This is a genomic window from Lancefieldella parvula DNF00906, assembly GCF_000758945.1.
Classification (GTDB): domain Bacteria; phylum Actinomycetota; class Coriobacteriia; order Coriobacteriales; family Atopobiaceae; genus Lancefieldella; species Lancefieldella parvula_C.
In genome coordinates this window covers 1-15,491 of the sequence record NZ_JRND01000037.1, presented here as the reverse complement: position 1 = coordinate 15,491, position 15,491 = coordinate 1, and the positions used below count along the sequence as shown (strand labels likewise).

At 47.2% G+C, this 15,491-nt stretch carries 12 protein-coding genes and 1 other RNA gene; 9 read left to right on the top strand and 4 right to left on the bottom strand.

Annotated features, from left to right (window positions below; all coding sequences use genetic code 11):
* Window positions 1-141: 141 nt before the first annotated feature.
* An RNA gene (gene rnpB, locus HMPREF1647_RS06865) (RNase P RNA component class A) lies at window positions 142-509 on the bottom strand.
* A 207-nt stretch (window positions 510-716) separates the two neighbouring features.
* On the opposite strand from rnpB, the gene HMPREF1647_RS06605 reads away from it, so the two are divergent.
* Complete coding sequence (locus HMPREF1647_RS06605) at window positions 717-1,247, top strand: PTS sugar transporter subunit IIA (RefSeq protein ID WP_035433263.1); 531 nt, start codon at window positions 717-719, stop codon at window positions 1,245-1,247.
* 21 nt (window positions 1,248-1,268) lie between these two features.
* Entirely contained in the window at window positions 1,269-1,910 is a 642-nt protein-coding gene (locus HMPREF1647_RS06600) for an IMPACT family protein (protein WP_035433261.1), read from the top strand.
* A 302-nt stretch (window positions 1,911-2,212) separates the two neighbouring features.
* Here HMPREF1647_RS06600 and HMPREF1647_RS06595 read toward each other — a convergent pair whose 3' ends face one another.
* Window positions 2,213-3,682 (bottom strand): C1 family peptidase, encoded by a 1,470-nt coding sequence (locus tag HMPREF1647_RS06595; RefSeq protein ID WP_035433259.1) that lies wholly within the window; start codon window positions 3,680-3,682, stop codon window positions 2,213-2,215.
* 75 nt (window positions 3,683-3,757) lie between these two features.
* Complete coding sequence (locus tag HMPREF1647_RS06590; RefSeq protein WP_035433257.1) at window positions 3,758-5,116, bottom strand: C1 family peptidase; 1,359 nt, start codon at window positions 5,114-5,116, stop codon at window positions 3,758-3,760.
* A 328-nt stretch (window positions 5,117-5,444) separates the two neighbouring features.
* Between HMPREF1647_RS06590 and dnaE the strand changes: the two genes are divergently transcribed.
* The 7 genes from dnaE to HMPREF1647_RS06555 all read left to right on the top strand — a co-directional run bounded on the left by dnaE (window position 5,445) and on the right by HMPREF1647_RS06555 (window position 14,346).
* The gene (gene dnaE / locus HMPREF1647_RS06585) at window positions 5,445-9,281 is read left to right on the top strand and encodes a DNA polymerase III subunit alpha (RefSeq protein WP_035433266.1); all 3,837 of its coding nucleotides are present in this window, start codon (window positions 5,445-5,447) and stop codon (window positions 9,279-9,281) included.
* 109 nt (window positions 9,282-9,390) lie between these two features.
* Complete coding sequence (locus tag HMPREF1647_RS06580) at window positions 9,391-9,756, top strand: desulfoferrodoxin family protein (protein ID WP_035428720.1); 366 nt, start codon at window positions 9,391-9,393, stop codon at window positions 9,754-9,756.
* A 131-nt stretch (window positions 9,757-9,887) separates the two neighbouring features.
* Window positions 9,888-11,675: a nitrilase-related carbon-nitrogen hydrolase gene (locus HMPREF1647_RS06575; protein ID WP_035433255.1), complete on the top strand. Its 1,788-nt coding sequence runs from the start codon at window positions 9,888-9,890 to the stop codon at window positions 11,673-11,675.
* Window positions 11,676-11,736: 61 nt separating this feature from the next.
* Window positions 11,737-12,240 (top strand): crossover junction endodeoxyribonuclease RuvC, encoded by a 504-nt coding sequence (gene ruvC / locus HMPREF1647_RS06570; protein WP_035428717.1) that lies wholly within the window; start codon window positions 11,737-11,739, stop codon window positions 12,238-12,240.
* Window positions 12,237-12,869, top strand: a complete 633-nt coding sequence (gene ruvA / locus HMPREF1647_RS06565) for a Holliday junction branch migration protein RuvA (protein WP_035433254.1) — start codon at window positions 12,237-12,239, stop codon at window positions 12,867-12,869. The genes ruvC and ruvA overlap by 4 nt, the downstream gene beginning before the upstream one ends.
* Window positions 12,869-13,936, top strand: coding sequence for a Holliday junction branch migration DNA helicase RuvB (gene ruvB / locus HMPREF1647_RS06560; protein ID WP_035428715.1), 1,068 nt, complete (start codon window positions 12,869-12,871; stop codon window positions 13,934-13,936). Before ruvA ends, ruvB begins: the two co-directional genes overlap by 1 nt.
* Before the next feature lie 14 nt (window positions 13,937-13,950).
* Entirely contained in the window at window positions 13,951-14,346 is a 396-nt protein-coding gene (locus tag HMPREF1647_RS06555; RefSeq protein ID WP_035433253.1) for a hypothetical protein, read from the top strand.
* An 81-nt stretch (window positions 14,347-14,427) separates the two neighbouring features.
* Here HMPREF1647_RS06555 and HMPREF1647_RS06860 read toward each other — a convergent pair.
* A partial coding sequence (locus HMPREF1647_RS06860) for a L,D-transpeptidase family protein (RefSeq protein WP_156095564.1) occupies window positions 14,428-15,491 on the bottom strand: 1,064 nt, incomplete at its 5' end.

The window sequence follows — 15,491 nt, the reverse complement described above, 5'->3', positions numbered from 1 at the left end:
TCTTGATTAAGAACATATCGATTCTTCAGCAGAACCTACCAAAGCTGCGCTATTTTGTGCGCCAGGCCTAAAATCCGGCGCTAACACGCTGAAGAATCATAATCCCCCGCACAGAAATCGTACGGGGGATTTGTATTCAGTAGGCAAAGTGGACGTATAAGCCGGGTTCTGTCGCGGACAACCATTTATCTACTACCAGCATTGCTACTGGTCTCTAGCGCGCAACCCGAGCGCAGTGCGGGCCACACCATAGCGCTCCTATTTGCGTTTGCTCCGGATGGGGTTTACCAAGCCATGCTGTTGCCAGCATGCTGGTAGTCTCTTACACTACCGTTTCAGCTTTTCTCTTTACGCGAATGCGCAGGTGAGAGTCTTCTTTTCTGCGGCACTTTCCGTCGGGTCACCCCGCCTGGCTGTTAGCCAGCATCCTGCCCTGTGGAGCCCGGACTTTCCTCATAGCACTCTTCCAATTGGCTGGATGGGCACTCCGCGGTTGTCTGGTCCACTTTGCATGGGCGATTGTATCACGTTCATAAGGCTAGAAGCTCCGAAGTCAAATAATCTCCAAGTAAATGGGACGTTGCGAGGGCACAGGTTTCTCGCCATACGCTGAGTGGCGAGAAGGGTGTGATTTTGGTACGTCGTGTTCATGAAAAGCAACAGTTGCCTCTTTGAATGCTGCTATGATGGACAGGCTTACATACGAAAGGACTAGCATGGGACTCTTTGATCTTTTCAAGAAATCTTCTAAGACTGCTGCACCAGAGGCTCTTGTTGTTTCTGATTACACTGCTAAAACAATTTATGCGCCAGCAAGCGGAAAAGTTGTTGCGCTAGAGAACGTTCCTGATCCTGTTTTTGCAGGTGGAATGCTTGGACAGGGTCTGGGTATTTGGCCTTCTGAGGGTGTTGTGTACGCGCCAGTTTCGGGCACTATTACCGCAACTACTCCAACTGTTCACGCCTTTGGAATTACTGCCGATTCTGGCGAAGAGGTTTTGATTCACGTGGGCGTTGATACGGTTGAGATGAAGGGTGACGGCTTTACCGCCCTTGTCGAGCAGGATCAGCATGTTGAGGTTGGCCAGCCACTCATGGCCTTTGACCTTGATAAGGTTAAGGACGCAGGTCATCCTGAGGTAGTTATTCTTGCTATTACTAACTCTAGCGAGTATAGCAACGTAGAGATTCTTGCTTCTGCAGACCAGCCAGTTTCTGCTGGCGAGAAGGTCTGTGTACTCGCATAACTGCGGCACTGCAGTTGCTCCATGTCTGACACATCCTACAAGACAATCAAACTGGGCTTTGTTGCGGAAGGTCTCTTTGAAGACAGAAAGAGCCGCTTCATAGCCCAGCTTTGTCATGTAGAAACAGAGTCAGAAGCGCAAGAGTTTCTCGCCACGGTAAGAGCAAAGCACTACAACGCCCGCCATAACGTGCCTGCATGGATCTTGGAGGACGGAACAGAGCGTGCCTCCGACGACGGAGAGCCTTCCAGAACGGCGGGAATGCCGGTGCTGGAGGTATTGCGCGGAGCGGGACTTAAGAACGTCTGCTGCGTTGTCACGCGCTATTTTGGTGGAACGCTTTTGGGACCTGGTGGACTTGTTCGTGCGTATACGGCAGCAACTCAAGAGGCTTTGGCTGCTGCCGAAGAAGCGTCTGCTGTTCAGGAAATGCTGCAGGTTGTGAGGGTGGAGTTGTCGGCCCCGTATAACCTGTATGAGCAGATTCAGCGCTTGGTCTCAGATACCGGCGGCAAGGTTATAACAGCAGAGTTTGGAGCGGACGTTTTTCTCGCCATAGACTTTAGGTGTGGAGAAGAAGCGGCGTTCACAGCTGCGTTGACAGAGCTCAGCGCTGGAAAGATTACAGCCGAGGTCTCCGTGGCGCGTTTTGATCTGTTTTAGTTGGTTTAATAAATCTAGCTTCGATAAACCAAAAAATACCAAATAAGAGAATGGTAAGGATAACGCGACCATTTTCTGGCAGTATACCTCTGGAATCGCAATACCAAATTAATAAAAAGAGCACTAAGATTACAGCTCGTAAAATGACGCGCTCTTTTGAAATTGCTCTCATGAGAGCCTCCAGAAAGTAAGCTTGAACTTCTCTTTTTATCAGTATAGACCAGTATGGCCGGCACAGAAAATTCTGTACCGGCCATAGGTGCTTTTATGTGCGTGCTTAGTAGGCTGTGGTTGCACGTACCTTACTTGCGATTACGGCCACCAAGGGAGTAACCAAGGTTCTCCCAGAAATCAATCTGGACATCTTCGCCCTCGTCCCAAACCTTGAGCAGGTCCTCTGGAACGTACTGACGACGAACATCAGCCTCGCCGCCGTAGAGGCGGAACCAGTCTGCGCTCATGATGAGGTAGCCGTCCTTACCGGAGTCCTTACCCCAGCTGTTCTCAATGCGCCACTGCTTAGCCTTGCCGTCCTTATCAAGCTCAACGCCCTGGAAGGTCATTGCGTGGGTAAGGGAAGTCTCATAGTTCTCAATCATTGAGGCACGATCCATGTCAAAATCAACGCCAAAGAGGCCGTTGTAATCCATGGTGTCGGTTGAGAGAACGTAGTTGAAGTCCTCATTGTGGCGAGGGAACTCCTGCATAACGTCGCAGGCCATGCAGACAGGGTTGCCGTCCTTCAAAGAAGCAATGGTAGCTGCCTCAAGAACCTCTGGCTCAACGTTTAAGAAGCGAGTCTTAATGCCGCCCAAAACGGTATCGATGAAGGTTGGGTGATACACCTTGCCGTAAGGGTACTTCTTGCTTGGAACAGAAATGAGCTGGACATAGCCACGAGGATCAACGCCACAATAGAGCTCAGCAAACTCAAGAGGAGTAATGCCAAAGTCGCGAAGAATCTGGGTGCCCTCCTCGTCTTTCTCGCCGTCCTTCTTGTCCTTGTTGTCAGAAGCCTTACTTGGCTCAACAGGGGAGAGCTTTGCCTTATCTACCTGTGCGTTTTTGCCAACCTTGCACTCAAAGTCAAAAGTCAGAGGTGGCTCGCCAAGGCAGACGGAAAGAATCTGGTGGAAGCCCTTGAGCTGCTCCTGCTTAAGCGCACGAAGCTCGTCCAGAGACTTGCCAGCTGCGTATGCTGTGCGAAGCTCGCCAGCACTCTTTCTGAACAGACGGTCAATGCGCTCATCCATCTGTGTAGAGTTCTTGGAGCAAGCAGTCTCTGGCATGGCATCCTTAGGAACCAGGCCATACTTCTCAACCAAGCTCATAGCAAATGAGTAGTAGCCGCCATCGCCAATACCCTCGGTCAGAAGCGTGTTGACAACACGAGAATCGGTTGGCTGGTCAGCGGTCTGAATGATGTACTCAAGTGCAGAGTTTGCCTTCTCAAGCTTGTCGTAGAACATGCCGTATGCCTGGCTGAACTCAAAGGTATCAACGTCAAGTTTCTTGATTGCCTCCTGGCGAAGTACGTTGAAAGAAGAGAACATCCAGCAGCGACCGCTCTGACGCTGGTTGGTGACGTCGCCCGTCTTTGCAACAGCAACACCGTAGGTATCAGCGTAGGTACGCATGGTGGTGATATCGCGAGCAGCTGCGGAAACGCCCATAGAGGTTACGGAGTTGCGAGCAACGCGGTTAGCACGGTCTGCACTAAATGCAGCGGTTTCCTCGTTTGCCCACTGTGGATTTACGGTCTGATCAGCCATTGAGGCTCCTTTTGTTTGTAGCGTTTAGAAAAAACCTGGCGAGAAGATCGATCTTCTCGCCAGATGGTTTGTACCTTAGCGAAGCGTTGCAAGAGAGCCCATTGGGTCCCATGGCTCGAGGACGGTTGCTTCCTCGGTCTCAAAGGTCTTGAGCTGCTCAGGAGTGAGGTACTTCTTGTCAACAACAATCTGGTAGACGTACTCGTCAAACCAAGGGTCAGAGATGGTATCAAAGCCATCGCGACCGTGGTCTTTACCCCAGCTGTTCTCAACCTTCCAAAGAGTAGTGTTGCCCTCTGCGTCAAAGTTAACACCCTCAAGAACCATTGCGTGAGTCATCAGAGACTCGCCGTAGTCAAGGCGTTCTGCACGGTCAAGTGCGCCCTCAACAGGGAAGCCAAAGAGGCCGTCAACGTCAAGTGCGCGGGTGTCCATGATGCCCTCTTCGCGAAGGTAGGACTGAGCAACGTCGCAACCAAACCAGACGGGCAGGTTGTCCTTAAGCTGAGCCACAGCAAGGCGCTTAAGCTCAGGAATCTCAAGGTTGAGGTAACGAACGCCGCCACCCTCAACAACGTTGCCCAAGCGGGAAACGGTGTAGGTGTGGTTGAAAGGCTTATCTGCGGTTGGCGCAGAGATGATTGAGATGTAATCATCAAGATTCATGTCAACAGTCTCAGCGAAGAACTCCTGAGGAGTAAAAGTGCCAGAAAGAACGAGGTTATCGTCCTTATCGCGCAGGCGTGCCTCAAAAGATACAGGAGGCTGACCCAGGCAAGTTACCAGCAGGGTATAGACGTCCTCCATCATCTCTTTCTTCATCTCGCGCAGAGACTCAAGGGATTCACCAGCTGTTGCGGTCTCACGAAGACGCTTTGCAGCACTACGAAGATAACGTGTGAGATACGCGTCCATCTCGTGGGTGTTGCAGGAGTTAGCAGTCTCTGGCATAGCGCTCTTTGGCACGACGCCGTACTTCTTAACAAGGCTCTTGAACATGTCCCACTGGCCACCATCACCAATTGGGTCGGTAAGCAGGAAGGATACAAGACGACCATTCAGAGGCTCATCAAGGGTATCCAGAATGTTCTCAAGGAACCAGTTGGACTTCTCCATCTTGTCCCAGAACAGTGGGTATGCCTGGGAAAGCTCAAAAGTGGAGAGGTTGTATTTCTTGATGATGCGGTATCTAAACGTATTGAGCGATGCAAACATCCAGCAACGACCAGAGCGCTTCTGGTTAGTGCGGTCACCCTGCTTTACCTCAACATCAAAAGTAAGAGGATTGAGGGCAACGCCCTCTGGCACACGAGCTGCTTTTCTAACACCAGCGCTGGTAGCAGCATTCTTAGCTACTGTGTGAGCACGGTCGGACTCAAAGTTCTTCTGAGCCGCTGTAATGTCGTCAAAGGAAATGCTTTTCATCTGATCCATGTGATCTCCTTAACTGGAATAGGTAATACAAAAACTATATTCCCAATTAAGGTGTCCCTAGTCTAAGAGTTACCAGTTTGAAACTTTTATTTTTAGAAATTTTTTGAGCAGGTGGTCCACGCCAATTAAGAGAGATTTTGTGACGTTATGAAATTGGCGAGAAAATATTTTCATCCAATTTACCAGCGGCAATAGAAGTATTAGCACATAGAACATATGTTTGTATTAGTAGTTATTGTCCGGCGAATCGGCTACACTATACAAAGAAATTAAGAGCCCTTGGTAAAAGAACAAATTTTGAAGCACAAAGAGAAGAGCGTTGAAAAAGATGGCATTTGTTCACCTCCACAACCACTCAGATTTTTCCATTCTTGATGGAGCTAGTCGTGTCCCAGACATGGTTAGTAAAGCTGTAGAGTTTGGTATGCCAGCACTTGCTCTTACTGATCATGGGTATCTCTTTGGAATTCCAGATTTTGACCTTGCATGCCGTAAGTACAATGAGGCGCTTAAAGATTTTGGACAGTGGTGTCATGATGTGGAATGTTTCGAAAAGGGTTGGGATCTAGAAGAGCCTCCTGCAGATGATCCCAATGCTGGTGAGCATGATAAGGTTCATGCTCAGTGGGCTTCTGACGTCCAAATTTGGAATCAAACACATGATATTGAGGCCGTAAAGGCCAATAAACCTTCTCCACTTATTAAGCCAATTTTTGGCTGTGAAGCTTATTTCATTCTTGATGATTGCATTGAGAAGGGCACTAAGCAGGTACGTTATCACCTTATCCTGCTTGCTAAAAATGAGACCGGCTATGTCAATCTGATGAAGATGATGTCAGAGGCGGGCTCAAAAGATATGTTCTATTACAAGCCACGCACTACGCTTGAGATGCTCAAGCGTTATCACGAGGGAATTATCTGCACTTCAGCTTGTGTTTCTGGCATCATTCCTCGTATGTTGTTTGAAGGTCGTCCAGAAGAAGCAGAGCGTTGGGCAAAAATCTATCAAGATATCTTTGGGGATGATTTCTACCTAGAGATTCAAGACCACGGTTTGTCTGATCCAAGTTGGGGCGGCTATACCGATAGAACCCTTGCTGAGCGCATTGTAAAGATGGGTCATGACCTTGGTATTAAGGTAGTTGCTACCAACGATAACCACTATCTCACTAAAGAGGATGCAAGCGTTCAAGATATTGCTTCCTGCATTGGCTCGGGCGCTCGTGTTGATGATGAGAACCGCAAGCGCATGACAGGCAGCGAGTTCTACCTTAAGAATGAGCAAGAAATGCGCCAGATCTTCTCGTGGTGTCCAGAAGCTATCGAGAACACCATTGAGGTTGCAAATAAGTGCAACTATGAGCTGGATTGGACCCATATGTACCTGCCAAAGTTCCCAGACTTGGCAGAGGGGGAGACCTCAGAGGAGCGCTTTAGAAAAGAGTGTGAGCTTGGTCTTGCTAGGCGGTACGGTGATGACTGGCAAAACGTTGTCATCAACGAGATTAACGTTAAAGACCGTTTTGAGTATGAATATGACATCATCTGCAAAAAGGGCTTTGCAGATTACTTCCTGATTGTTCAGGAGTATGTTCGCTGGGCAAAAGAGAATGGTATTGGCGTAGGTCCCGGTCGTGGTTCTGCAGCAGGCGCTATTGTTGCATACGCCATGGATATTACCTCGTTTGACCCTCTTGAGAATGGCCTCATGTTTGAGAGGTTCTTGTCTCCACAGCGTTCAGAGATGCCAGATATTGATATGGACTTCGACGATGAGCGTCGTCTTGAGGTTGTTGAGCATGTCCGTCAGATTTATGGATCTGAGCGTGTTTCTCACGTTATTACGTACTCAACCATCAAGGCAAAACAGGCAATAAATGACGCGTGCCGCGTTCTGGGTTACCCCGTTTATATGGGTCAGCGCCTCTCTAAGATGATTCCAGGAGATCCTAACGCTCACCTTAAGTTTGTTCTTCATAAGGCTCAAGAAGGTCAAAAAGGCGCTGATCAGTATTCTGCTGATTTTGAAGATGCGTACGAGAATGACCCTGATGCTAGAAGAATCATTGATGCAGCTCTGTCTATTGAGGGCTTGCATCGTGGTGAGGGTGTGCATGCTTGTGCGGTCTTGATTGCTCCTACGCCTGTTAATGACCACGTTCCCACCAAGGTAGATACCAAGGGCGGCGTAGAAATTACGCAGTACGAGGGCCACTCTGTCGCAGACATGGGCCTTCTTAAGATGGATTTCTTGGGACTAAGAACTCTAACGGTTATTTCTCGTGCAATTAAAAACGTGAAGGATAACTACGGTATTGATATCGATGTAGATAACATTCCGTTTACTGATCCAGAAATTTATAGACTTCTTAGAGAAGGTAGAACTGCCGGTGTTTTCCAGGTTGAGTCTGCAGGTATGACTGCAACCATTAAGGGCATGAGGCCAACAGAGTATAAGCACATCGTCGCACTTATCGCCTTGTATCGTCCTGGTCCTCTTAACGCAGGTATGGTTACCAGCTATATCAACCGTATGAACGGTAGAGAAGAAGTCAAAGATTACGATCCACGTCTTCACGATATCTTGGAAGAAACCTACGGAACCATGGTCTACCAAGAGCAGGTTATGCAGATTTCTATGAAGATGTCTGGTTTTACCGCAGGCGAGTCTGACAAGGTCAGAAAAGCAGTAGCAAAAAAGAAGATCAAACTCATGCAGGAAGTTGTCCAGCACTGGGATGACGGTACTGATGAGACCATGGAGGCTCACTGGAAAAACGGCGCAGTTCGTAATGGATTTGATCGTTCGGTTGCAGAAAGCATTTGGGACGATGTTCTTGAGTTCGCATCTTATGCATTCAACAAGTCTCACTCTGCTGGCTATGCAATTCTTGTTATGCAGACCGCATGGATTAAAGCGCATTATCCACATGAGTTTATGGCAGCAGTTCTTACCTCGTACATGGGCAAGACGGATAAGATTGTCCACTACGTAAGCGCTTGCCGTCATGAGGGCATCAAGATTCTTCCGCCAGATATTAACGAGTCCGGTAAAGACTTTACGGCTACTAAAGAGGGCATTCGTTTTGGCTTTGCGGGAATTCGCGGCGTAGGAGCTGGTGTTGGTGAAGCCATTATGCTTGAGCGCCAAAAAGGTGGTCCTTTTGCCAACATTCACGATTTTGTCGATCGTGTTGATGCAAGCCAGGCAAAACGCAACGTTGTTGAAGCTCTTATCAAGGCAGGAGCTTTTGACTCAACAGGCTATACCCGTATGCAGATGATGAGTTTTGTGGATAAGAACAATCCACAAAACATTATCGATGCTGCTACTAAGCGTCAAAAAGATAAGGCCGTTGGTCAGTTCTCTATGTTTGATATGTTTGCAGAGGTAGAGGGTTCCGGTTTTAGTGATAGTGTCCCAGAGCCAGATGGCGTTGAGTGGGATAGGCGATTCAAACTTACCAAGGAGTACGAAGTCTTAGGTATTTATGTCTCTGATCATCCGCTTCGTCCATATGAGTATGCCCTCGCTAAGAGCAGAGATTATGCCCTTGCAGAAATTGAAGAGAATGTAGAGGTTCAGCTTCCTAACGGTGCTATGTCTCAGCAGTTTAAAGTTCCAGAAGGTAAACCTATTCGCTTTGCGGGCATGGTTACTAATGTTATGAAGCGAACTACTAAAAATGGCGACCCAATGGCAATTGTTACGCTTGAAGACATGGAGGGTAGTGTCACTATTGTCATGTTCCCTAAGCTCTACAAGAAGGCTGCAAGACTTCTTGCTGGAGATGTTGACCCAGAGACTGGTGAGAGCCAGAGCGACATCTTCATTTCTGTTCTTGGAAAGCTTGAGCGCTCTGATAGAGGAGACCAGGTTATTGCTCAAGAAGTTAATCCTATTGAGCTTAACAGTGCTAACAACACACCAAAGACACTCGTTATACATATGCCTGCTTCTCAACTTCAAAGACAGGCTATCGAGACACTTGGACAGATCTTCTCGCGCTATCCCGGTATGGACTGTATTGAGATTAGGGTAGAAACAGACATGGGCGATGTTATGCGCATGGAAATTCCTACCAGAATTGATGGACGCAGCATGGTTCTTTTGACGGAGCTCAAAGATTTTATTGGCCAAAGTGGATACGCACAGATTGTTTAGATTCTGTCGATTCTAAATTTGCAGGTTACTCTTAAGTAATAACTGTTACTATTTAAGTAGAACTTGCTAAGAAATTCTGACATCTTCGGATGTCGTGAGAGGAGAAAAAATGATCGACGCAAAGTTTTATCGTAACAAGGAGACAGGCGCTGTTGTTTACGGTGTCGCAGGCAACGTAGAGGCAGCAGACCTTGAGCTTCTTCAGGCTGGCGTTACTGACGGTGCAGCTGAGAAGCACGTTCCATTTGTTACTCGTGAGGGCAACACCGTTACCGTTCGTGTTGGTGAGGTTGCTCATCCAATGCTCGAAGAGCACTACATTGAGTTCATCGCTCTTGTTTCTGAGAACGGCGCTCAGTTTGCACAGCTTAAGCCTGGCCAGGAGCCAGTTGCTACCTTCACTCTTGAGGAGGGTGTTGAGGCTGAGGCTTATGAGTACTGCAACCTTCACGGTCTTTGGAAGGTTTCCCTCTAAGTCTATTGACTCAACAATAAGCACTAGCTTATTAAGGTCAAACGGAGCTGCTACCTGCGGCTCCGTTTCTTATTACTACACCTGTTTGTTTTTGGGTAAAAATAAACTAAGCACTTCATGATAGGAATGGTATGCGCATAGCAGTTGCACAAATGAACACTCAGGTTGGTGATTTTGAGTTTACCGCTCAGACTATGCTGGAATATGCTCAGAGAGCCCAACAACAAGGCGCTGAGCTAGTCATTTATCCTGCGCCAACCCTTACGGGACTGCTCAGTGTGCCAGAAGCTGATACAGAAGGTCTTTTTGCAGACCTCTCCGAGATTATTAATTTGCTTTCAGAAAAACTTCCTATTGCGGCTCTCATTCCTGTTGTAACAGAGTTTGATGGAAGCGCAGCTAGCGAGGCTCTTCTCGTCAGAAACGGTGCTGTAACTCCACTTAAACTGACTGCTCAGATTGCTCACATGAGCGCTCTTGCTCGCTCTGCCAGCTCCGCACAAGCATCTGGCGAGAATACCTTTGAGCTCGCAAAATTTGAAGCAGGCGGTCTTACGTTTGGCGTCGCTTTTACCTACGACGATCTTGACGCGTGGCAAGATGTTGACGACTCGTTAGATGCTGTCATTTACTTGCCGTATTTTGGCTTTGCTGTTGATGATTCGTCGTCCGCCATGGGCATGGCGGTGGCAGAAAGCCGCTATCTGGGAGATGTCGAGGAGTTTGATAGCTGGCTTATCGCTGCAAACGCTGTTGGCGCCTATGGTAACCAGGTGTTTTGTGGTTCAAGCTTCTTCTTGTCTCCTTCAGGAGATTTAGTCAAACAAGCAGCGTCTTTCTCAGAAGACATGGTTGTCTGCGAGGTTGACCAAGATACTATTGAAAACTTTGATAGAGAAGATACTGCGGGTGTCTATAACAGCGCGCTTACTACCTGGGGTGTATTAGCTACAGGAGTGCGAGACTACACGGTAAAGTCGGGCTTTGACGGCGTGTTTATTGCAGTTGACGGTTCGCTCAATTCTCTTGTCACCGTTGCGCTTGCCTCAGACGCTTTAGGTCCTATGCGCGTCCACGTACTGTTGCTTCCAAACAAAGATTCTCGAGAAACAAGTGCTGCAGAGTTGCTTACCGCAAGACTTCGGGTTAATAAAGTTGCTGTGAATAGCACGGTTTTCTCGACATTGACCGATACAAAATTGGTGAGTGCATACGGCTATGCATACGCTGACCAGCACAATTATTTAACGCTTGAGACTGCCGATAAAACCATTCTTGCGCTCAAGGGAACAGAGATTTCTAGTGCGCATTCTCTGTGGCCTCTTGGTGATATGTATCATGCAGACATTGTTGACCTTGCTAGGGTAAGAAATACCTTCTCACCAGCTATTGACCATGCAGTTCTCGAGAATATCTCTGAGGTTGTAACTGATGGGCTAGAAAATGCCGCGCCAACGCCTCAAGAACGCATTGAGTTTGTTGATTATGTGCTTACCAGCTATCTTGAGTGGAATAAAAGCATTTCTGCCATTGTGGAAGAAATGGGAAAGGTTGACGAGGTCAAAGCAATTATTTCTAGGCTTCACGCTCGCCAAAAAGACCGCAGAAACACCACTGAGGTTCTGGAAATGTCTTCAAAAAGCCTCACAAATGCCCAAATTCCACACGCATCAGTCTGGCAAGACAAAATTAGAGATACAAAGGCTTCCGAATCTGACCTGGTAGAGTCCTTGCGAAATTCTTTGCGAGAAATTCAAGGAGCTTCTATGCATCTACCTGAGTTGTCAGTTGATCCAACAGAGGCTCAGGAGGGCTTTAAGGATATGCTGGAGCTTTTAAAAGAGCTGGCACAAGAATCTGATGCACAAATTGGCATGGTTGACCCCAAAATGTGGAGAGGCCCTTTCTCAGAAAATTAGTTGCATCGTTTGCGCATACTCTGTGATAATATAGAACGAACGTTCTATATTAGGAGGTGCAATGGTAATTCTTGGAATAGACCCTGGTCTTGCTCACACTGGATGGGGAATTGTAGAGACAAGGGGTTCTGAATGCCGTGCACGCGCCTATGGATGCATAACTACAACCGCAGATGAACCAATAGATATGCGCTTGGGAAGAATCTATAACCAGATTGTTGAGGTTATAGATAAGTTTTCACCAGAAGCTCTTTCTATTGAGAGCATTTACTTTGGACAAAACGTTAAATCTGCTATTCCTACTGCACATGCTCGCGGTGCTGCTATTGTCGCTTGTTCTAAAGCAGGTCTTACGGTTGGAGAATATACTCCAATGCAGATAAAGCAAGCTGTTGTTGGTACAGGAGCTGCTGATAAACAGCAGGTTATGTATATGGTTCAAAACATATTGTGCTTGGACCATCAGCCTCATCCAGATCACGCGGCTGACGCTTTAGCTGCTGCAGTTTGTCACGCTAATCTTGTAAGAACCACCTCGCTTGGAAAGGGAAGAATACAACTATGATTGTCCAGCTTACGGGCACACTTGTATCCGTTACTCCTTCAGTTGCTGTTCTCGACGTTAATGGCGTTGGGTATGAGCTGGGTATATCAGCTTCAACAGCTGCTTCGCTTCCACAAGCGGGTGAAGCAGGCGTTACCGTTTTAACTCGTATGGTGGTCAGAGAAGATTCAATGGAACTCTTTGGTTTTGCTTCGCGAGAAGAGCGAGCTCTCTTTGATCGCTTGCGTGCAATTTCTGGAGTAGGTCCTAAATTGGCTCTTTCTGTGCTTTCTACGTTTACGCCACAGCAACTTGCAGTAATTGTTGCTACCAATGACGGAAATCGTCTTAAGAGTGTCTCTGGCCTTGGTAAGAAGAAGGCAGAGCGTTTAGTAATTGAACTTTCTGATGTGTTCGCAAAAGATGCAGAGCTTAAGCAGCTTGTTGGTCTTACGTCTCCTGCAGACTTTGCTGCTATTCCAAAACCTGCTGTAACCTCTGTAGAATCAGAGGCTATTGAGGCTCTTCTTGGAATGGGCTTTACTTCTCAGGAAGCAACGCTTGCTCTTGAGGGGTATGAAGAGGCTGGTGCTATTACAATTGAAGCTGCTATTGGATATGCACTAAGGCGTTTGGGAAGTGGTAATTAATGTGGGAAGCAGATGCAGATAACTTATTTGAGTCGTCGTCTACTCCAGCTCCATTTCCAGGACACACTTCTCAACGTGTAGTTTCTAGTGGACTTCAGGCAGAAGATCTGGAGCAAGATAGAAACTTGCGACCAAAAACTCTTGATGAGTATCTTGGTCAAGAGCGCGTTAAATCAAATCTCCGTGTTCTTATTGAGGCTGCAAAAAGTCGTAATGAGCCGCTTGATCACGTTATATTTTCTGGGCCTCCAGGCCTTGGTAAAACAACACTTGCTGGTGTTTTAGCAGGAGAAATGGGCTCAAAGCTTCATACAACCTCTGGTCCCGCAATTGAGCGAGCAGGAGATTTAGCAGCAATTCTCACCAATCTTGAAGAGGGAGATATCCTCTTTGTGGATGAGATTCACAGGCTTAATCACCAGGTTGAAGAAATTTTGTATCCAGCAATGGAAGACTTCTTCTTAGATATTGTTATTGGCAAAGGTCCTGCGGCAAGGTCAATCAGGCTTGATATTCCACGCTTTACTCTTGTAGCTGCAACAACAAGAACAGGACTTCTAACCGGTCCTTTGCGCGATCGTTTTGGTATTTCTTATCGCCTTGATTACTATACTGTTCCTGAGCTTCAGACTATTGTCATGCGCTCGGCAAACATCCTTGATGTAGAAGTTGATGAGCAGGGAGCTGCTGAAATTGCTTCTCGATCAAGAGGCACACCACGCTTGGCAAATCGTCTGTTAAAACGCGTACGAGATTACGCACAAGTTAAAGCTGAAGGTACTATTACCTGGCAGGTAGCCTCAGAAGCGCTTTCATTCTTTGAGATTGATGAGCTTGGTCTAGATGTAATGGACGTACGTGTTTTACGTGCGCTTTGTGAGACGTTCAGAGGTCGTCCGGTTGGTCTCACAACCATTGCAAGTGCAGTCTCAGAGGATCCGTCTACACTTGAAGATGTTTATGAGCCATATCTTTTGCAGCAAGGGCTTATTATTAGAACACCTCAAGGTAGACAGGCAACGCATGCTGCATTTGATCACTTACGTATTCCTGTTCCTACTAACTAGTAGATTGGAACAAAATGCTTCAACGAGATTACATTTTGGAAGTAATCGATGACTTTACTTCAACGGTCACAGCAGGTTTGGGAAATGCTTTAGAGACTCAAACTGAAGAGTCACTCGATGGGGTAGAGGCAGCTGTTGCAGAGCTCATTGATTTGAGCCCAGAGACTGCTCTTGCGCTTTCGCCAGACTCTCTTGTAACGATGATGTTGCTCTCCGGCGTAGCTGATTCAGTTGCAGAGTATGTGGTGTATGCCCTCGACAGGCTCTCTCACGTTTATGATCAACTAGGAGATGAGGATAAGGCTGGTCTCAGAAGACAGCAGGCAGTAGCGGTTGCACAGTCCTTCTCGGTAGATCAAAATGCTACTCCAGAGCAATTTAAGGATTTTGAAGCAAAGTATTTTGCGTAACCACGTTTTATAAGCTAACAAATAAACCCCAGCTCAATATGAGTTGGGGTTTATTGCTATAGAGCTTCATGTTTATTTGGATTACCAAATAACAATCTTAGTTCCATAAGGAATGTTGTCATAAACCCACTTAGCGTTTTCTGTTGCAAGACGTACGCAACCGTGGGAACCGTTGTATCCAAGCCTACCATCACGGACGGTATAACCGTCGGAGTTATAGAGAATGGAGTGAATAAGATACTCACCAGAAATGGTCGTGTAATACCAGCATCTAAAGCCAGACCCAAAGTAAAGACCCTTGTTACCTACGGTAAATTGACCATGAGGAGTCCACATGCCTGGTGCTCCTGTAGTGCACTGCCATTCGTACCAAACAACCCAGTTGCCGTGTGAACCCCTGTATACAGCAAAGCGATTGCCAGTAGTATCAATCTGAATGAGCCAGTTAGTGGCGCTATAGTAGTTTTGAGCGTAACGGTACATATCAGGGTAGTAGCAAGGCTGCTCCTCCATGGCGCCGTCTGCGCCAGCCCAATAGAGCTTGCCGCCCCAGGTGGTGTATCCAGTTACCATAGTTCCGTTGGAATCAAGATAATAGTCTTTGCCATTATCTTTAATCCAACCGGTTCTCATTTTGCCGTCAGCGTCCAGGTAATACCAGCCACTTCCAAGGTGAATCCATCCAGTCTGTTTTTCACCATTTGCGTTGAAGTAATAATACGTCCCCTGGATATTGACCCAATTTGAGGCAGCTGAACCATCATTGAGGTAGTAATAGTCCTTGCCGTTCTCTTTTATCCAGCCAGTTTTAACTTTGTGGTCTGAGTCAATGTTAAGAGTAAGTCCTGGGAGCTTCACGGTGCCTGTAGGTTGAGTGCCGTTATCAGCGGTAAAGATGCCGTCAGGAGAAAGACGTCCAGTTAGAACTCCGTCTGGACCAGCCCAGCGTCTTACGCCATTGGTAAGAGTTACCCATGAATTGCGAATAAGGCCGTAACCTTCGTCAAAGTAATAGTCTTTACCGTTAATGGAATGCTCGCCAAGGAAAGCGGGATTACCTAGCTTTGTGGAGTCAAAGTACCAGGACTGACCATTTGGAGTATTAAACCAACCAGATGCAAAAGCACCTGTCCACTCAGCCCATG